Raw genomic sequence first — 18,489 nt, 5'->3', positions numbered from 1 at the left:
GGTTACCGCTTGACCGGAGTGATGACGGAGAGGGCGCTGTCGGATGCGGATGTCTGGGAAGCATCGTTCGTGTTGCTGTCGGAGGCATCCTTGTCAAGCTCCTCTTTGCGCTCTTCGAGTTTCTGCTCAATCAGTTTTTCGTATTCGTCCTGGATACCGTCAAGTTCCTGGAGCAGTTTGCGTATCTTCGTCATCTCGTCACTGTTGCGGACGATAAACGGCGTCAGGACGATGACGAGGTTGATCTTCTCGTGGGTACTGTATCGCCAGTCGAAGAGGCCGCCGATGAGCGGGATGTCGCGCAGGTAGGGGATCCCCTGCGCTTCGTCGCGGTTCTTGTCGTAGATAAGCCCCCCGATAATGACGCTTTCTCCGTTGCCGACAATGGCGGTGGTGACGACTTCACGCTTGGTCGTGCTCGGAAGCCCCGCGACGGAGCTGTTGAGAATGTCCTCGAGTTTGGCCGTCGTGATCAGGGTCACCTTGTTCCCCTGGGAGAGGCGCGGTTTGATCTTGAGGGTCAGACCGATATCTTCGCGGGTGTAGGTGTTGCGCGCGACGGAGGTGGTGTCGGCGGCCTGGGCGGTGGAGGTGACGATGGGCTCGGTGCGCCCGACGTAGATGGAGGACTCCTGGTTGTTGACACAGAGCAGGGTCGGCTGCGACAGGGTGTTCGCCGCGCCGTTGCTGGCAAGGAAGTCGATCGTGGCGCCGAAGGCGATTCCCGAGTCGAAGGTGGCGCTGCTGAGATTGATCAGCCCGCCGCCGTCAAAGGCGATGGCCGCGCCGCCGAGATCGGCGGCGAAGGTGAAGAGGCCGGCATCGGTGACGGCCCCGCCCGCGAGACCGTATTTGACACCGATACTGTCGGCCATATTCTGGTTGATCTCGATGATGCGGGCTTTGACGAAGACCTGCGGCTTTTCGACGTCGAGGACTTTGATCATGGCACGGATATCGTTGATGTCGGAATCCAGACCGGAGACGACGAGGGCATTGAGTTCGTCATAGACGCTCACCGTCGGCTTGTCGGCCTCTTTGGCATACTTTTTCTTGTCCAGTACCGCCTGCAGGGAAGCGACGACGTTCTTGGCTTCGCTGTTCTCGAGAGGGATGATCGTCAGGCGCTGATTGGTCGAGTCGTCTTTTTCATCGAGACGGCTGATGAGCGGGGTCAACTTGTCGATGTTTTCCTGGGTCGCGAGAATAATAATGGCGTTGGTGGCGTCGTCGCTGAGGATCTCGACCTTGTTGTTCTCGACTTTTTGGTTGATGATCGCTTTGGCGATCTTGGTGATGGAGGCGGCCAGGCGGCTCGCTTTGGCACTGGAGAGCAGGATAAATTCGGCGCGGACGTCTTTGGCCTGATCCCGGTCGATCTTCTTGACGATCGTCTCAATCACGCCGATATTGCCCGGGGTGTCACTGACGATCATCATGTTGTTCTCTTTGATCGTCAGCAGTTTTCCGGCCGGGGAGAGGAACTGGCGGACCTTTGCCGCGATCACGTCGATGTTCTCGTTTTTGGCGGAGATAAAGCGCGTCTGCATCAGCGCCGAACCGCTGCGGGCAGTGATCGGCAGGTTCTCCTTGACGGCAACGTTCTGGCGGACGATTTTCAGGTAGCTTCCCTCCTGCACCATCGTAAAGCCCTTGCTGTTAAGCACGGAGAGCAGGATCGTAAAGAGCTCGTCTTTGTAGATGGGCGTGGAGGAGACGAAGTTGACGGTGCCGGGGATCGGCTTGTCCAGCAGGATATTCTTGCCGTTGGCTTTGCCGACCATCTTGATCAGCTCCTCGATCTTGATGTCCTGGAGCTTCAGATTGACCTGTTCGCGTGCGGCCGCGGCAGTGCCGAATGCCAGGGCCCCCGCGACGAGCAGGGTGAGGAGTTTAGTCGTAAATTGCATAGTCAAGCTGCCTTTCTGTGTTGTTTCGCTGGATATCCAGGGTCAGGTTGTCGATCTGGTCCATGTTCTTGTAGAGCTTTAGCACCTCTGCCACGGAGGTGAGGGGTTTGCCGTTGATGCCGGTAATGATGTCGTGCTCCTGTAGTCCCATTTTAGCAAAGATCGAATCCTTTTTGATCCATTTGACCTCGAAGCCGGTGAGCTTCTTGTTCCGGTAGACCTCCTGGATTTTGATGTTTTGCCAGATCGCGTCGAAGTGTTCGGAGTAGTAGCGCACTTCCTTGCGTTTGATGGAGGTGAAGCCGTTCTGGGTGACAACGGATGATGACGGCACCGCGGCGGTCGCGACAGGCCCCATGTTCTCCTCTTTGAAGGCGAGGGCATAGCGCTGCCCGTCTTTTTCAAAGATCGCTTTGGCGGGGAGGATGTCGACGAGGGTATAGCGCTTGTAACGGTCGCCGATGGAGAAGAGTTCGGTCTTCACTCCCTCTTCGACGAGGATGAAGGCGTTATGCGCTTCGAGGTAGATCCCCCGGAGCGTCAGGGCGTCGAGGCGGTAAACCTCGGTCTGCTTGCCGCTGCTTTTCGGCGCGGCTTTGTGCGCTTCGATCCCGAAGAGACGCGAGGGCGCGTAGCGGGAGTAGCTGAGGCTGTCCCCCGTGGCGACGGTCGGCTCCACGCCCCCGTAGGGAAGCTGCGTTGCCAGCACGAGCATCAGGGCTTTGGCGACGGCGGCAAGGATGGCCAGAACGATGAAGCGCCGTACCCAGAGCGGATTAATACGTTGTTTCATAGCGGTATGCCCCTCCTTCGATGCTCCGCAGCTGTTTCAGCCAGAAGGGACGCTTGGCGAGCAGGGCGGCGGAGGGGATCAGGTCCATCGTCACCTTACGCTCCATCAGGGCCACCTCGCCGGTAACGCTGCCGAATGCCCCCGAACCCTCCAGGCGGATATGCAGCGGATCAAGCACGGAGTAGGTGACGCTGAAGCCGTCGACGCCGGCCGGGGTGAACCCCTCCATATCCGGACTAAACGCAAAGGGGGCGATACGGACACTATTGTAAAGCAGCCATGGGGTCACGGTGATCCGTTCGAGGTCCGCGACGTGCAGATCCTCGAAATAGAGGCTGCCGCCCCTGAGGAGGAAGTCGAACCCGCGGTCCACCGGGGTTTCGTCGGCGATGGCGAGGCCGAAGGGCTTGATCTGCTCCTCCGCCGCGTGGTAGAGGGCCGTCTTCGGCAGGAAAACGAGGAGGAAGAGCACGAAGGCAGCAGTATAGAGCAGGGGCATCTTCACGCGGCTCATAGGGCAAACTCCACGCTCAGGCTGACGTTTTGGTCGCTCCCCCGGCTGACGGTCATCTTCGAGATCGTGACCGGGGTGTTGAAGAGTTTCGTCGTCAGGCGGTCAAAGGTCTGCGCCGGAAGCGGGGTGAACTGTACCTGGTAGGTGCGTCCGTTCTTGTTTTTCCGGTCCACAAAGGATTTGAACTCGCCCTGCATCAAGATGGCGTCGATGCGGCGCTGGAGCTGCTTGCTGTCATCCCACTGCTGCTGCGCGGTGCGGATCTGCTTGCCCAGCCGTGCCGTTTCGGCATTCTCTTTGAGGGCGTTCTGGACGGCGTGCTCCGTACGGCTGCTCTGGACGAACATCAGCAGGGCGAGAAAAAGGGCCGCCCCGAAGACATAGACGATATTGATCTTATTCATACGCCACCTCCAGGTAGAGGGTGTCGCCCTTACGTTTGTCCGAGGAGATCGTTCCGATGTTCATGAGCGCTTTTTTGAACGCCTCGGCCTTCGCCGGTTCTTTGAAAACGGCGCTGACCGTCAGGTTACGCGGGGTTAGAGTCAGACGCTCCAGGTGGTTCTCCGCATCGGCGGGGAGGTCAAAGAGGGCTTTGGCCGTCTCCCGCAGCCGGGTCTGACGCTTCTGCTTCTTTTCCAGGGCGCTGATGAGCCCGTTGCGCTCAAAAGAGGTCTGGGGAAGGCGGTAGGTCTCCGCGATCTTCTCCTGTTCCTCGAGCACGCTGGCCAGATGCGCGCGGGCCGTAAAATATTCGATGCCGTAGAGCAGGGCGAAAACGGCGGCGACGATGCTGAGGCGCTTGAACTGTTTCTTGTCCAGCAGGGTGCTGTGGTAGAGGGTGATGCCGACGGCGGGTCCTTTGCGTGCATGGGTCTCGAAAAAGCGGCGCGCATCCTCGGCCTCGGCGGCGTACCGGGCGGGCAGTTCCGTGACGACGCCGTCGACGCTGGAGAGGATCCGCGTTCCGCCCAGACGCAGGGGGGTCTGCAGGGCGACGCATTCGGTCTGGGCAAAGTAGATGTGCCGGATATCGGTGGGACGGATGCCCGAACGGGTAACGGCGTCGATGATCTGCTCTTCACTGTAGGCAAAGAGCCAGAAGGTCTCATCGCGTTTGAGCACATGGTAGCTGTAGCTGCCCTCGGGGATGATGGCGTCAAAGACGGAGGGGACGAGTTTTTTGGCCTGGAAGACCGTTTTGACGGGTAGCGCCTCGGTGCGGAACCAGTACAGTGACGGGGAGAGGACCAGGTCCACCTTCCCCTGCACGTCGACAGGCTGTGCCTCCTTGTCGAGGAACAGGGTGGTTACGGGCGTTTCCGGTCGGGAGAAGTTAATTGGAAACTGCAATTTCGCTCACTTTCTGGTTGGCTAGATTGTAGGTAAAGCTGTAGGTGGTCTGACGGGTTTTGCTCATCAGGTTCATGGTACCGACCACGTTGGGGGCGTAAAAGGCGACGCCGAGATCTTCGAGCAGCTGCCTTGTCTCCGGTTCGAGGGGGAGGGTGTCGAGGGAGGCGTAGGTTTCAAGCCGCTGGGTCGTCATCTCCGCCAGGGTCGCCGGGTCGATGGCAGGATCGATGAAGTGGAGGGTGTCGGGCTCGATATGATTGAAATCGATAGTCTCGTTGCGGAAGCCGATGAGGTGTTCCCAGGGGATCTCGTCGACGGTGAAATCGAAGGTCACCGCTTTGTAGGCATCGAGCACCTGTTTGAAGTGCGGCATGTTATAAAGGTGCCCCTGGGTGAAATCCGGGTCTTTCAGGCTGAGTTCCGAGCCCGGGAAACGTTCGTTGGTGTCCATATCAATACTGTCCGCTACCATGGAAATGAGCAGAATGGTATCGGAAACATTGTAAACGCTTAGTATACGCTCCAGGTACCCCTCTACCGCAGTATCGAGGGGGAGGGGAGTATAGGGGTCCGCTGTAACCTCGCTGTTACTTTTGAGAAGGTGGTTGATGTTGACTTTTCCGGCATCGGAAGCGAAGGTGATGTCCATCATCATGCCGTTGCGTTTGTTCTCGAAGAAGAGGGGCACGCTCAGGAGGATATCGAGGGTGTCGGAGTCGTTGATATCCCCCGTATTCTGTTTCAGAATGGTGTAGATACGCGGAAGAAGGGTGTTGCTCTGTACAAGGAACGCTTTGTTTTCCGTCTGGCTGTACCCCCGCTGCAGGATGCTTCCCCCGACGGCGATCAGAGCTGCAATGGCGGTAACGAAGGCGAGCGTCATCAGCAGCGCTATCCCTTTTCGGTGCAAATCATACCTCTTTTCGTGCTTTGGCCCAGCATTTTATCTCTGTTTATTTTAAGTATACTATAATCGCCGAAAAAATTATCTTTCGTGAGGCGGAGTGATACCGTATGTTGCGAAGGGTTCCAAGGATGTGCATGCAGAGCAAAAAAGTCTACCGGGGTGCGGCCCGCCGGGCGTTTACGTTGATGGAGCTGATGATCGTCATCATCATTCTGGGGCTGCTGGCGGCGCTGGTCATGCCGAACCTGATTGGCAAGAGCGAAGAGGCGAAACAGAAACTCGTCTGCGTCCAGATGAAGGGGATCAAGAACGCCCTGGATATGTTCCGGCTCGATAACGGAAACTACCCCGACGCGGAGGAGGGACTCGAGGCTCTGGCGAAGAACCCGGATGCGGAGAAGTACCCCAACTACAGCTCGGGCGGCTATTTCCAAGACGGCGTCCTGCCCAAAGATCCCTGGAAGAACCGCTACATCTACGTCCCGGGCGAAGAGGGGATCAACCTGATCTCGCTGGGGGCTGACCGCAAAGAGGGCGGCAGCGCGGAGAGCAAAGATATCACCTATGCCGAGTGCATCAAGCAGTAAGAGGGGGTTTACCCTCTTCGAACTGCTGCTGGTCGTCGTACTGATCGCCATCCTCTACGGCGTTTTTATCAACAAGCTGACAACGGGCCGCACCCCGACGGCGGGAAAAGGGGCCGTCACGCTGGAGACGCTGCGCTCCTATCTTGCCCTTTTCCGGACGGAGCAGGGGGAGGTGTCGCTCGTCTGTCCGGAGCCCTGTGCGCAGTGCAGCGTCTTTGTCGACGGCCAGCCGGTGGAAGGGGCGGACATTACCCTTTTCAAGCAGGAACCCACCGTCTACCGCAAAGACCGGTACGGCCAGTTCGTGCCCTTCACCTTCGTGCCCGTGCGCCGGGGGGAGACGGATGTCGTGAACGTCTGCTTCGCCTTCAGGCTCCGGGCGAACGACAGCAGCTCGAGCTATATCGTCGAATCGGAAGAGCGCTTCTACCTGTTTGACGCCTACGGGGAACCGACGCGGAGTTTCGAGGCGCTCGACGACGCGGCGGCGGCTTACAACCGTACGGAACTGATACCCGACGACAAACGGGTCTACGACTTTTAAGGGGAAAGAATGGTATTTGCCTATCGGGGCCTGTTGCAAGACGGCAAGAAGACGAAGGGGGTCCTTGAAGCCGCCGACCTGGAGGAGGCGAAAAAGCGCCTCCGCTCCCAGGGGGTCTTCTATACCAAGCTCGAAGCGGAGAAACGCGCCGCCGTCGGCCGTCTGAACTTTTCGCGGAAAAAAGTCGCCGGGGCGAACGAGCTCTCCATCCTCAGCCGCGACCTCTCCATCTACATCAAATCGGGCATCTCCATCGTCAACGCCCTGAAACTCGCCCGGAACCAGTATGCGAAAAACAAGAAGATGACGAACTTCCTCAGCAGCATCATCACGATGCTTGACGAGGGAAAAAGCTTCTACCAGGCGCTGGAGCGGCAAAACATCCTGGCCCTGCCGGAGTTCTACAAACAGTCCATCCGCGTCTCCGAAGAGAGCGGGATCTTGCAGGAGGTCCTGCTGGAGATGGCGATCTTCCTCAAAGAGCAGGACCGCATCAGCAAGCAGATCAAGAGCGCTTTCGCCTATCCGTCGTTTATCATCGTCGTCTCGATCTTCATGGTAGCGTTCATGATCACCTTCGTCGTTCCGAAGATCACCGGGATCTTCGACCAGCTCGACCAGGAGCTGCCGCCGGTCACGCAGTTCGTCATTGCAACGGGGGATTTCTTCACCGCCCACTGGATCGGGCTCGTGGTGGGGATCGTGGCGCTGATCGGGCTCTTCGCCTCGGCGATGAAGTACAACCGCCCTTTCCGGTTCGGCGTGCATCTGCTGCAGCTGAAGCTCCCCTTTTTCGGGCAGGTCGTCCAGACCTCGGAGCTGGGGCGCTTCTCCTATATCGCGTCGGTGCTGATCCGTTCGGGGGTGCCCTTCGCGCAGACGATCAACCTCTCGGCAAACGTCCTGCACAACCAGGTGCTCCAGCGCAAGTTCGCCGGCGCTTCGGACCGGGTCGTCGAAGGTTCAAAGCTTTCCAATGCGCTGCTGCGTGAGGGGTTTGAGATCGATCCCTCTTTTGCCCAGGCGATCGCGCTGGGGGAGGAGACGAGTGAGGTGACGGCGATCCTGCAGAACCTCTCCGAGCTCTATTTCGAGGAGAACAAGGACAAGATCGGGCTTTTCCTCTCCCTGCTGGAACCGATGCTGATGCTGCTGGTAGGGGGGGTGATCGGCTTCATCGTCACGGCGATGCTGCTGCCGATCTTCTCGATGAATATCGGCTAGACCTTAGCGGCGGCCGCGGTTGCGGTCGCCACGGTTGCGGTCGCCGTCATTGCGCCGGCGGTTGTTGTAGCCGCCGCGGCGCGGTTTGCCGCCACGGCGTCCGCCTCTGTCATTGCGCTCCATTGCTTCCATGATCTTGTCCAGACGCTGCTTGGGGACACCGATGTTCTGCGGCCCTTTGACGTTCATGTTCTTCATCAGAAGGGAGATGAGCTTGTAGGCGATCTGTGTCTGGTCCATGTCGTCGCAGAGCACGTTGAACAGCTCGGTCGCCTCTTCATAGATCTTCTGTTTTTCGATCTCGTCGACGAGACGGGACATCTGCTTGGACTGCACCTGCTGTTTTGTCGGGATATAGGAGTGGGCCATCTGGGTACCGACGATCTTGCGGATGCGCTGCAGCTCCTTGAACTCCAGCGGGGTGACCAGGGTGATGGCGACCCCTTTCTGTCCCGCACGCCCCGTCCGGCCGATGCGGTGGACATAGCTTTCGGGATCGAAAGGGATGTGGTAGTTGATGACGTGGCTGACATCGTTGATGTGGATTCCCCGCGCGGCGACGTCGGTCGCAACGAGAATGTCGATTGCATTGTCTTTGAGGCCCTTGATTACGGACTCGCGCTGCCGCTGTTCCATGTCGCCGTGGAGCCCTTTGGCGTTGTAGCCGACGGAGGAGAGAACATTGGAGAGGCGGTCGACTTCGCGCTTGGTGCGGCAGAAGACGATGGTCTTTTCCAGCTCTTCGGCATCGAGCAGGCGGATGATGGCGTCGTCGCGTTCATTCTCCTCGATGACGTAGTACTGCTGGGCGATGTCCTTGTTCGTCGTCTCCTCCTGGGTGATGGAGACAAAGGCGGGGTTGACAAGGATGCGCTCGGCGAGGGCTTTGATCGGCTTGGGCATCGTGGCCGAGAAGAGCAGGGTCTGGCGGTCCGTCGGCAGGAAATCGAAGATCGTGTTGATGTCGTCGAGGAAGCCCATGTCGAGCATCTCGTCCGCTTCGTCAAGGATGACGGTGGAGGGGGCGAAATCAGCAAGCATGTTGCGCTCGAGGATGTCCTTGAGGCGGCCCGGCGTGGCGATCACGACCTGTGCGCCGCGCTCGATCAGGCCGATCTGGCGGTTGTAGGAGCTGCCGCCGTAGACGGTGACCGTGTGAATGCCGAGCTTCTTGCCGTATTTGAAGAGCTCGTCGCTGACCTGGTTGGCCAGTTCGCGGGTCGGGACGATAATCAGCGCCTCGACGCCGCGGTCAAGGGCCATCTGGCTCAGCGTCGGCAGGCCGAACGCGGCGGTTTTCCCGGTCCCGGTGTGGGCCTGGCCGACGACGTCGCGCCCTTCAAGGACGAGGGGGATTGCCTGCTGCTGAATGGGACTGGGGACTTTGAAACCGGCGTAGCGGATGCTCTGGAGGATCTCCGGGCGGAGCCCGAAATCGTCAAAGGAGGCCGTCGGTGCGGCGACGGTATCGTCTTGTGTTTCGATGGGGGGTGTCTGCATTTTCTCTCTTGAAACGGACACGGCTAAACCATCGTTGCGACTGAAGTGAATCAAAAATTGAGTTGCATTTTCTGAAGCGGCTTAAAAAGCAGGAAGGATAGTTTGATCGGGCCCGGTAAATTTAAATGCAATTATAGCGAAATTTTTGCATTTTGCAGTGTGCGCGGGGTTACCGGGGCGGGGCGGCGCGTCCCTTTAACTTTTTTTGCTAAAATGGCTTCACTTTTTGGAACCCGTGTGGGAGAGAATGATAAAACAAACAATTGCAACCCTGATAACGCTGCTGGTCCTTTTCGGCGGCTGTACCAAAGAACTTGACGAATACAACAAACCGGCCGCGTACTGGTACGAGAAGATGGTCGCGGCCGTTTCCGACGGTAACCTCGACAAGGCGGACAACTACTACAGTTCCCTGCAGAGCGAGCATATCGGCTCTCCGCTGCTGCCCGAGGCGACGATGATCATGGCGATCGCGCACCTGCAGTCGGAGGAGTATCTGCTCGCCGAGCATTTTCTGACCGAATACATCAAGCGCTACGCGACCCCCGCCGAACGCGAGTACGCCGAGTATATGAAGGTCAAGGCCAAATACATGGCCCTGCCGAACCCGCGCCGCGACCAGGGGCTGATCAACGAGGCGATCGCGGAGGGCGAGCGTTTTCTGCGCCTCTACCCCCGTTCGACGTACGCCCCGGTTGTCGATACGATGGTCACGCGGCTTTACCTCGCCGAAGCGGCCCTGAACGAATCGATCGCCGAGCTCTACGACCGGCTTGACAAACCGAAAGCCGCAGCGTTCTACCGCGGGAAAAAACCCCAGCCGTGGATCGACTGGAACAAGGTGGACCCGGCGCAGACGGCGTGGTACCGGCGGATCTTCGAAGGCGACGGCCATGCGAGCTGGTACGCCTTCATCATCCCTGACACCCAGAGCGTAGTCTCCCGCCACAGCTACAATGATGTAGCCGATGAAAACCGAACCGATATGAAGGAAGAGTAATGCAACTGGACCATTATGCAAGTTTCCCGACCGAACTGCCGGTCATTTTTGAAGACGGGCTGTTCCTCTACCCGTTTATGATCTCGCCGTTGTTTCTCAAAGACGATGAGAATATTGCGGCGGTGACCTATGCGATCGAACACGACTCGCTTGTCATCGTCTGCCCCACGAAAGAGGGGCAGGAGGGCGAACGCACCTTCGAGAGCATTCATGATGCCGGGGTGATCGGTTCCATTATGCGCAAGGTTTCGCTGCCTGATGGCCGGGTGAAGGTCCTCTTTCAGGGGCTGGCGCGGGGCAAGGCGATGGAGGCGCGGGGCGAAGACCCGCTGCGGGTGCTGGTAGATACGATCGACCCCAAGCCCGTTAACGAGATCAAGATGGACGCGATCCTCGAGGTCGTGCGCGAAAAGGTGCGGGCCCTGTCGCAGGTGAGTAACTTCTTCCCGCCGGACCTGCTGCGCACCATCGAGGAGACCCAGGAGTACAACCGCATCGCCGACCTGATCTGCAGCACGGTCAAGCTCCCGAAGCAGCGCGCCTATGAGATGTTCGTCGAGGCGGATACGGAACAGCGCCTGCTGCTGCTCATCGACTACCTGATTGAGGAGATCGAAGCGAGCAAGCTGCAGCGCGAGATCCGCACCAAGGTCAATACAAAGATGGAGCAGATCAACAAGGAGTACTTCCTTAAAGAGCAGCTCAAAGAGATCCAGCAGGAGCTGGGCGTCGACAACCAGCGCGAAGAGGAGATCGCCGAGTACCGCAAGCAGCTCGAAGCGATGAAAGAGCATATGGGCGAGGACGCTTACAAAGAGATCTCCAAGCAGCTCGACCGCTATGCGCGCCTGCACCCCGACTCCGCCGACGCGGGGATGATCCAGGGCTACCTTGAGTGGGTGCTGGAGATCCCCTTCGGCAAACTCGCCAAAAAAGCCCTCAAGATCGAGAATGTCGAGTCCCAGCTCGATGCGGACCACTTCTCCCTTGAAAAACCGAAAAAGCGCATTTCCGAGTTCTTCGCCGTCAAGGAGCTGATGGAGCTTCGGGGCAAAAGCGCGCAGAAGGGTGGCAGCGCCATTCTCTGTTTCGCGGGCCCTCCGGGCGTCGGGAAAACCTCCCTGGCGAACTCCATTGCCACCGCCCTCAAACGTCCCCTGGTCCGGATCGCCCTGGGCGGGCTTGAAGATGTCAATGAGCTGCGCGGGCACCGCCGCACCTACATCGGCGCGATGCCGGGCCGGGTTGTGCAAGGGATTATCGACGCGAAGAAGATGAACCCCGTCGTCGTCCTGGACGAGATCGACAAGGTGGGGATGTCCCACCGCGGAGACCCGACGGCGGCGCTGCTCGAGATCCTCGACCCCGAACAGAACAGCCATTTCCGCGACTATTTCGTCAACTTCGACCTCGACCTGAGCCAGGTGATCTTCATCGCGACGGCCAACGACGTCGGCCGGATCCCGGCCCCGCTGCGCGACCGTATGGAGTTTATCGGGGTGAGCAGCTACACGCCCCAGGAGAAGTTCGAGATCGCCAAGCGCTACCTGCTACCGCAGGAGCTCAAAAAGCACGGGCTGAAAAAACAGGAGGTGACGGTCTCCGCGCCGGCGATGAAAGAGCTGATTCACAGCTACACCCGGGAAGCCGGGGTGCGCAACCTGCGCCGCCGCATCGCCGACATCGCCCGCAAGTCGGCGAAGATGATCCTGGAAGACCCTACGCTGGGCAAAGTCTCGGTGACGGTCAAGAACCTCAAGGAGTTCATGGACAAGACGGTCTTCGAGATCGAGAAGACCGACAACGTTAACCGCGTCGGTGTCGTCAACGGGCTGGCCTGGACCGCCGTCGGCGGGGATGTGCTCAAGATCGAGACGATCCGTATCAAGGGCAAGGGGCAGATGCAGCTCACCGGCAGCCTCGGCGAGGTCATGAAGGAGTCCGCGCGTATCGCGATGAGCGTCGTCAAGACCCAGATCGACAACGGCAAGGTCAAGGTGGACCACGCCATTATCCCGCGGACTTTTAAAGAGCAGGAGGAGCAGACGACGCTGGACGCCAGCGAAGTCTACAAGCGCTACGACCTCCATATCCACGTTCCCGACGGCGCAACGCCCAAAGACGGGCCGAGCGCGGGGATCGCGATGAGCACGGCGATCGCCTCCATTCTCAGCAACAAACCGGTCCGCGCGGGGATCGCGATGACGGGCGAGGTGTCGCTCAGCGGCAACGTCCTGCCCATCGGCGGGCTCAAGGAGAAACTGATCGCCGCGCACAAGGCGGGCATGCATACGGCGCTCATCCCGAAAAAGAACTATGAGCGCGACCTCGACGAGATCCCGGACGAGGTCAAGGAAGTCGTGACGATCGTCCCGGTCGAACGGATCGAAGAGGTGCTCAAACTGACGCTGCTGCCGGAATAAGCCCTCCCCGGGCTGCCTCATTTACGCTTTCATAACCATTTTTTCACTATAATCAATATCAAAATTCAGAATCTAAAAAAGCGCGTGCCTGTGGATACTATGACCCTTTACCAGATCGTTCCCCTTCTGATTGCCCTGCTGCTGGCGGCGGCTGCGCTGTACATGCTGCTGCTTCTGCGCCGACGGGGCGTGGCCCTGGCGGCGGCGCGGGAGGCCGCCGAAGCGCAGCAGGCGGTGCTTCAGCAGCGCGAACAAGAGCTTATCAGGCTGAACGACACGCTGGCATGGCGCGCGAAAGAGGAGGAGCGTCTTCGCGCCGGCGTGGAAGCGGGGACGCTGCAGCTTGAAAACGCCCGACAGGCCCACCAGCGCCTGGAACGCGACTTCGCGGTGCTGCAGACCCGCTATGAAGAGGCGCAGAAACAGCATACGGAGCAGCTCCGCCTGCTCGATGAGGCGAAACAGGCGCTCAGTGCGCAGTTCGAAGGGCTGGCGCACAGGATCTTCGAACAGAAGGCGAAGACCTTCGATGCCGCGAACCAGCAGCAACTGCAGCTGCTGCTAAAACCCTTCCGAGAGCAGATTGACGCCTTCTCCAAACAGACGCAGACCCAGTATGTCGAAGAGAGCAAGGAGCGCCACCTGCTCAAAAGCGAGATCGAGCGTCTCAAGGTGCTCAATGAACGCATCGCCGAGGATGCGCTCAATCTGACCAACGCCCTCAAAGGGGAGACGAAGACCCAGGGGAACTGGGGGGAGATCGTGCTGGAACGGGTACTGGAGAGCTCGGGCCTGCGGCCGGGCCACGAGTACGAAACCCAGGGCACCTACAAGGACGACAAGGGGAATATGCTCCGTCCCGACGTCGTCGTGTTTCTCCCCCAGGAGCGCTGCGTCATCATCGACTCCAAGGTCTCCCTCGTCGCCTACGAACAGTTTATGAGCAGCGACGATCCCGAGCAGAAAGCCAAAGCGCTCCGCCAGCACCTCGTCTCGATCAATGCCCATATCAAAGGGCTCTCCGAAAAACGGTACGAAAACCTGCCGGGGATGCGGACGCTGGATTTCGTGCTGCTTTTCATGCCGATCGAAGGGGCGTTCCACCTGGCACTGCAGAACGACAGCGGGCTCTTTAAAAAGGCGTACGATGCCCGCATCATCGTCGTAAGCCCGTCGACCCTGCTGGCGACGCTGCGCACCATCGAGAATATCTGGCGGACCGAGCAGCAGCAGCAAAACGCCGCGGAGATCGCGCGGCAGGCGGAAGCGCTGTATGACAAGTTCGTCGGATTCGTCGAGGACATGGAGCGCATCGGCGACCAGCTCGGCAGAACCCAGGGGCAGTGGGAGGCGGCGATGAATAAGCTCTCCAGCGGGAAGGGGAACCTGATCCGCCGTGCGGAACAGATGAAAAAGCTCGGGCTCAGTCCGAAAAAAGCACTGCCGGGCAAGGATGAGGGGACGGAATGAAACGCGACGGAGTGCTCCCCTGGCTGATTGCGACGATCCCTGTGCTCTTCGCCTTCATTGCGGAGGGCATTCTCTATACGCTGTATGATAGCGACCCACAGCGCGACATCTTGATCGTCGGCACTGCCTTTGTCGCCCTGACGGTCCTCCTCTCCACTCTTTTTTCCGGCTACTGGGGGTACACGCTGCTGTTGCGCTACCAGGAGCAGGTGCGCCTCCGCGACAACGCGCTGCAGGAGTTCAACGCGGCGGTGGATGCCCGGGTAGAGGATGCGGTGGAAGCGCAGCGCCGCAGCGACCGCCTGGGCATGCAGCGTTCGCTGACGAATGCCATGGACGAGACGGTCGGACTGGTCGCAAGCCGCTGGCGAGAGCCGCTGCAGCGGCTCGCCACGCTCCCGGGAAAAGGTGGGGACCGGGCGGAGCAGGCGGAAGCGGCGGCACTGATCGCGACATCGATGCTCGAAAGCCTGGGGGAGTGGCAGGAGTTCTTCCGCCCCGATACCGTCCGCGAAGCCGTGGATCTCTCCGAAGCCGTGCAGAGCGCGCTCTCCTTGTTGGCGCTCGAATTGGCCGAAACGGATATCCGGGTCGAGACGCGCCTGGAGTGCTCGATGACCCTCCCTCTTTACCGGAACGAGATCATCCGGGTATTGATCAGCCTGCTTCATAATGCGAAGGAGGCCCTGGTCGAACGGCGGATCGCACTGCCGCGCATCGAGATCGAGTGCTATGAAACGGGGCAGTTCGTCGTCATCCGCCTCTGCGACAATGCCGGCGGGGTGGCAGCGGACGTCGCCGACCGTATCTTCGAACCCTACTTTTCGACCAAGGGCGACAGCCGTGCCGCAGGTCTTGGGCTTTACATGGCCCGCAACATCGTCGAGGAGCACTGCAACGGTGAGCTGAGTTTTGACAATATCGACCGGGGGGCCTGCTTCTACCTGAAGATAGGCAAACACCAAACAGAGGAAGAGGCATGAGCAGCCTGCGCCTGCTGACCTGTTTTGTCAAAGAGACGCGCTGGGTACCGACCCGCCGGGAGGATGCCCTGCGGATTATCAGCGAGGAGATGGGCGGCGCGGACCCGGAGGGGATCCTCGATTATGTGCTGGAAGCGACGAAAGAGGGAAAGACGGTAACGGTAGGCGAGTGCCGGTTCCGGCAGGAGATTACGGGTGGGGGACCTTCACCGTCGAGTTGAGCAGCCATCCGATCACGACCATCGCTCCCATGACGATGTAGGCGTTGGTAAAGCCATAGGCGGCGGTGAGATAGGCCAGCCAGAGCAAAATGGCGCCGAGCGGGGTCGGGACGCCGGTAAAGTATTTTTCGACGCTCCCCTCTTCGGCATTGATGTTGAACTGGATCAGGCGGCGCAGGCCGCTGACGACGTAGTAGATGCTGACCGCACCCGAGAGCAGCAGCAGTGCGCCGTCCAGTCCCGTGTAGACCGCCTGGAAGATCAAAAACACGGGCACCAGCACGAAGGAGAGGAAGTCGGCGAAGGAGTCGAGCTGGATGCCGAACTCGTTCGAGAGGGCATATTTACGCGCGATTTTACCGTCGAAAATATCAAAGGCCCCGCCGATCCAGGCAAAGATGATTGCGGTAAAGAAGTTGTTCTGGCTGATAAAATAGACGGCCAGGAGTCCACTGGCGATATTGACCATCGTAAAGAGGTTGGCCAGATTGAAATGGTTGTCGGCGCGGTAAAGAAATTTCATGGCGGCATTATAACAGACGAAGCGGAAAAATCGGCGGTGGGGTAGGTATAATACGACCAATGGATTAGCAGCGCTAATTTAGTCTAAATTAATTTGATTTTTATTATCATTTAGAAACCAATCAGGACGGGACTCGGGTAACAGTGAAATTGACAGAGTGTATGAAAGGGTGCAGCGCTACCATCGTCAAGCTGCATGCCCAGGGGCCATTGAAACAGCGTCTTGTCTCCTTCGGGGTCATGAAAGGGGCCCGGGTGGAGCTGATGGGTTTCGCGCCTGCCAAAAGCACCGTCGAGATCAAGATAGGGCGGATGCGCCTCGCCCTGCGTAAAGAGGAAGCCGAACTGATCGAGGTTACCGCCGATGCCTAACACCGCCCCCGTCTGTCCCGTCACCGAAAAACATATCCGCATCGCCCTCGTCGGCCAGCCAAACGTCGGCAAGAGCATGCTGATCAACGCCATCAGCGATGCCCGCCTGCACGTGGGCAATTTCAGCGGGGTGACGGTTGAAAAATCCGAGGTCTTTTTCGACTACAAGGATTACCACTTTACCATCGTGGACCTGCCGGGCACCTACGCCTTTACCGACTACTCTATCGAAGAGCGCGTGACCCACGACTTTCTGTGCAACGAAGAGTATGACCTGATGATCAACGTCGTCGATTCGACGAACCTGGAGAAGAACCTGCAGCTCACCGCCGAGCTGATGACGATGAACAAGAAGATGGTACTGGCGCTCAATATGAGCGACGAGGCGGACCGGGAGGGAATCCGGATCGACTACGACTACCTCTCGACGCTGCTCGGCCTCACCGCGGTACGGGTCTCCGCGGCGGCCAAGATGGGGATCGAGACGCTGATCGAAGCGGTGATCGCCACCCACGAGACCCCCTATCAGGAGCCGAAGCTGATCTTCTCCCAGGCCGTGGAAGAGGAGATCGATATCATTGCCTCCTACCTTGACGAGCACCGCTTCAAGGCGGCGATCTCCAACCGCAACATCGCGATCAACCTGCTCCAGAACGAGAAGAAGACCTACCGCACCCTGCATGACCTGCCGCTCTGGACGGAGCTGCAGCCGCTGCTCATCGAAGCGGACAAGCATATCGAGACGCACCATGATACGGATGATGTCAAAGAGGTTTTCGCCGAGGAGTATGCCGCGTTCATCCGGGGGGTCATCACGGAAACGGTCCGCCAGACCGAACAGCCCATCGAGAAGAAGAGCCTCACCGAGCGGGTGGACGACCTGCTCATTCACCCCGTACTGGGGATCCCGATCTTCCTCTTTCTGATGTGGGGGCTCTTCCAGCTCACTTTCGAGATCGGCAATATCCCGATGGAGTGGATCGACGCCTTCTTCGGCTGGTTTGGCGAGACGGTGGGCGCGACGATCCCCAACGCCGATATCCGCTCCCTGATCGTCGACGGCGTCATCGCCGGGGTGGGGGCGGTGGTCCTCTTTACGCCGAATATTATCATCCTCTTTATCGGGATCGCCCTGCTCGAATCGACGGGGTATATGTCGCGGGTCGCGTTCCTGCTCGACGGCGTCTTCCACAAATTCGGCCTGCACGGGCAGTCCTTTATTCCATTGGTGACGGGGTTCGGATGCTCCATCCCCGCCTATATGTCGGCGCGGATTCTGAAGAACGACAGCGACCGCCTGTTGACGCTCTTTATCATCGGCTTCATGAGCTGCGGTGCGCGTCTGCCGGTCTACGTGCTCTTTACGGGGGCCTTCTTCGCGCCGAGCATCGCGGGCAACGTCCTTTTCGCCATCTACATCGCCGGGGCGATGATCGGATTGGTTGCAGCGAAGGTCCTCAAGCTGACGGCCTTCCGCGGCCAGGACGAACCCTTCGTCATGGAGATGCCGAAATACCGCCTGCCGTCGGTCAAGCTTATCTGGCACACGGTGCTGACCAAGACCCTGATGTACCTGAAAAAAGCGGGAACCTTCATCGCCGGGGCATCGATGCTGGTCTGGTTCCTGAGCAGCTACCCCCACTCGCATGAGATCGAGGCGGCTTACAGCGCGAAGATTGAACAGGCCGCAGACCGGAGTGCGGCGGCGCACCTGGCCGTCGAAGCGGATGCGGCCCAGCTCGAACAGAGCTACCTGGGACGCATCGGTAAGGCGATCGAACCGTTCTTTACCCCGATCGGGCTGGACTGGAAAATGGCCATCGCCCTGCAGACGGGACTGGCGGCCAAAGAGGTCGTCGTTTCGACCTTGGGGGTGCTCTATGCCGTCGGCGAGGGGGTGACGGAAACGGACAAAACCCTTATCAGCGCCATCCGCGCGCATATCCCCTTTGCTTCGGCCGTTGCCTTTATCGTCGTGATCATGCTCTACCTCCCCTGTCTGGCGGCCTCGGTCGTCTTTACCCGGGAAGCGGGCGGGATCAAATATTTCATCTATCTTTTCATGTTTACGACGGCGACGGCCTATACGCTTGCCTTTGTCGCCTACCATCTTACCCTCATGCTGACGGGGGCTGAGGCCCTGCTGCCGCACTAGGGGACCGT

18 protein-coding genes are annotated in these 18,489 nt (G+C 59.1%); 10 read left to right on the top strand and 8 right to left on the bottom strand.

Features of this window, described 5'->3' with window-relative positions; genetic code table 11:
* Nucleotides 1–2: 2 nt before the first annotated feature.
* From ACM66T_RS11270 to ACM66T_RS11245, 6 genes are read right to left on the bottom strand one after another with little or no spacing between them, the layout of a single operon-like run.
* Nucleotides 3–1,910 carry a secretin N-terminal domain-containing protein gene (locus tag ACM66T_RS11270; RefSeq protein WP_231019109.1) on the bottom strand — a complete coding sequence of 636 codons (1,908 nt, stop codon included), beginning with the start codon at nucleotides 1,908–1,910 and terminating at the stop codon, nucleotides 3–5.
* The gene (locus tag ACM66T_RS11265; RefSeq protein ID WP_231019108.1) at nucleotides 1,894–2,703 is read right to left on the bottom strand and encodes a PDZ domain-containing protein; all 810 of its coding nucleotides are present in this window, start codon (nucleotides 2,701–2,703) and stop codon (nucleotides 1,894–1,896) included. The genes ACM66T_RS11270 and ACM66T_RS11265 overlap by 17 nt, the downstream gene beginning before the upstream one ends.
* Nucleotides 2,687–3,217, bottom strand: a complete 531-nt coding sequence (locus ACM66T_RS11260) for a hypothetical protein (RefSeq protein WP_231019107.1) — start codon at nucleotides 3,215–3,217, stop codon at nucleotides 2,687–2,689. Before ACM66T_RS11260 ends, ACM66T_RS11265 begins: the two co-directional genes overlap by 17 nt.
* Nucleotides 3,214–3,621 carry a hypothetical protein gene (locus ACM66T_RS11255; RefSeq protein ID WP_231019106.1) on the bottom strand — a complete coding sequence of 136 codons (408 nt, stop codon included), beginning with the start codon at nucleotides 3,619–3,621 and terminating at the stop codon, nucleotides 3,214–3,216. The genes ACM66T_RS11260 and ACM66T_RS11255 overlap by 4 nt, the downstream gene beginning before the upstream one ends.
* Entirely contained in the window at nucleotides 3,614–4,570 is a 957-nt protein-coding gene (locus ACM66T_RS11250; protein WP_416768561.1) for a hypothetical protein, read from the bottom strand. Before ACM66T_RS11250 ends, ACM66T_RS11255 begins: the two co-directional genes overlap by 8 nt.
* A complete protein-coding gene (locus ACM66T_RS11245; RefSeq protein ID WP_416768560.1) occupies nucleotides 4,554–5,456 on the bottom strand; it encodes a hypothetical protein in 903 nt (300 codons plus the stop codon). Before ACM66T_RS11245 ends, ACM66T_RS11250 begins: the two co-directional genes overlap by 17 nt.
* Before the next feature lie 158 nt (nucleotides 5,457–5,614).
* Here ACM66T_RS11245 and gspG point away from each other — a divergent pair, with 158 nt between their 5' ends.
* The 3 genes from gspG to ACM66T_RS11230 are packed head-to-tail and all read left to right on the top strand — an operon-like array spanning nucleotide 5,615 to nucleotide 7,835.
* Nucleotides 5,615–6,067: a type II secretion system major pseudopilin GspG gene (gspG, locus tag ACM66T_RS11240; protein ID WP_231019103.1), complete on the top strand. Its 453-nt coding sequence runs from the start codon at nucleotides 5,615–5,617 to the stop codon at nucleotides 6,065–6,067.
* Nucleotides 6,045–6,611: a prepilin-type N-terminal cleavage/methylation domain-containing protein gene (locus ACM66T_RS11235; protein WP_231019102.1), complete on the top strand. Its 567-nt coding sequence runs from the start codon at nucleotides 6,045–6,047 to the stop codon at nucleotides 6,609–6,611. Before gspG ends, ACM66T_RS11235 begins: the two co-directional genes overlap by 23 nt.
* Nucleotides 6,612–6,620: 9 nt before the next feature.
* Entirely contained in the window at nucleotides 6,621–7,835 is a 1,215-nt protein-coding gene (locus ACM66T_RS11230; RefSeq protein ID WP_416768559.1) for a type II secretion system F family protein, read from the top strand.
* A 3-nt stretch (nucleotides 7,836–7,838) separates the two neighbouring features.
* Here ACM66T_RS11230 and ACM66T_RS11225 read toward each other — a convergent pair whose 3' ends face one another.
* The gene (locus ACM66T_RS11225; protein ID WP_416768558.1) at nucleotides 7,839–9,335 is read right to left on the bottom strand and encodes a DEAD/DEAH box helicase; all 1,497 of its coding nucleotides are present in this window, start codon (nucleotides 9,333–9,335) and stop codon (nucleotides 7,839–7,841) included.
* 247 nt (nucleotides 9,336–9,582) lie between these two features.
* Here ACM66T_RS11225 and ACM66T_RS11220 point away from each other — a divergent pair, with 247 nt between their 5' ends.
* From ACM66T_RS11220 to ACM66T_RS11200, 5 genes are all read left to right on the top strand, one after another.
* Nucleotides 9,583–10,335 (top strand): outer membrane protein assembly factor BamD, encoded by a 753-nt coding sequence (locus ACM66T_RS11220; protein WP_231019098.1) that lies wholly within the window; start codon nucleotides 9,583–9,585, stop codon nucleotides 10,333–10,335.
* Nucleotides 10,335–12,758 (top strand): endopeptidase La, encoded by a 2,424-nt coding sequence (lon, locus tag ACM66T_RS11215; protein ID WP_231019097.1) that lies wholly within the window; start codon nucleotides 10,335–10,337, stop codon nucleotides 12,756–12,758. Before ACM66T_RS11220 ends, lon begins: the two co-directional genes overlap by 1 nt.
* Nucleotides 12,759–12,857: 99 nt before the next feature.
* A complete protein-coding gene (gene rmuC / locus ACM66T_RS11210; protein ID WP_231021240.1) occupies nucleotides 12,858–14,228 on the top strand; it encodes a DNA recombination protein RmuC in 1,371 nt (456 codons plus the stop codon).
* A complete protein-coding gene (locus tag ACM66T_RS11205; RefSeq protein ID WP_231019096.1) occupies nucleotides 14,225–15,211 on the top strand; it encodes a sensor histidine kinase in 987 nt (328 codons plus the stop codon). The genes rmuC and ACM66T_RS11205 overlap by 4 nt, the downstream gene beginning before the upstream one ends.
* Complete coding sequence (locus ACM66T_RS11200; RefSeq protein WP_231019095.1) at nucleotides 15,208–15,432, top strand: hypothetical protein; 225 nt, start codon at nucleotides 15,208–15,210, stop codon at nucleotides 15,430–15,432. The genes ACM66T_RS11205 and ACM66T_RS11200 overlap by 4 nt, the downstream gene beginning before the upstream one ends.
* Here ACM66T_RS11200 and ACM66T_RS11195 read toward each other — a convergent pair.
* On the bottom strand, nucleotides 15,401–15,955 hold the full coding sequence (locus ACM66T_RS11195; protein ID WP_231019094.1) for a CDP-alcohol phosphatidyltransferase family protein: 555 nt from the start codon (nucleotides 15,953–15,955) through the stop codon (nucleotides 15,401–15,403). The two genes, ACM66T_RS11200 and ACM66T_RS11195, sit on opposite strands and share 32 nt — an antisense overlap.
* Nucleotides 15,956–16,098: 143 nt before the next feature.
* Here ACM66T_RS11195 and ACM66T_RS11190 point away from each other — a divergent pair, with 143 nt between their 5' ends.
* Nucleotides 16,099–16,326: a FeoA family protein gene (locus tag ACM66T_RS11190; RefSeq protein ID WP_231019093.1), complete on the top strand. Its 228-nt coding sequence runs from the start codon at nucleotides 16,099–16,101 to the stop codon at nucleotides 16,324–16,326.
* Nucleotides 16,319–18,481 (top strand): ferrous iron transport protein B, encoded by a 2,163-nt coding sequence (gene feoB / locus ACM66T_RS11185; protein WP_231019092.1) that lies wholly within the window; start codon nucleotides 16,319–16,321, stop codon nucleotides 18,479–18,481. Before ACM66T_RS11190 ends, feoB begins: the two co-directional genes overlap by 8 nt.
* Nucleotides 18,482–18,489 lie beyond the last annotated feature (8 nt).

The sequence above is a fragment of the Sulfurimonas sp. ST-25 genome, assembly GCF_048079205.1.
GTDB classification, from domain to species: Bacteria; Campylobacterota; Campylobacteria; order Campylobacterales; family Sulfurimonadaceae; genus Thiomicrolovo; species Thiomicrolovo sulfuroxydans.
This window is presented reverse-complemented; position numbering and strand designations above follow the sequence as displayed.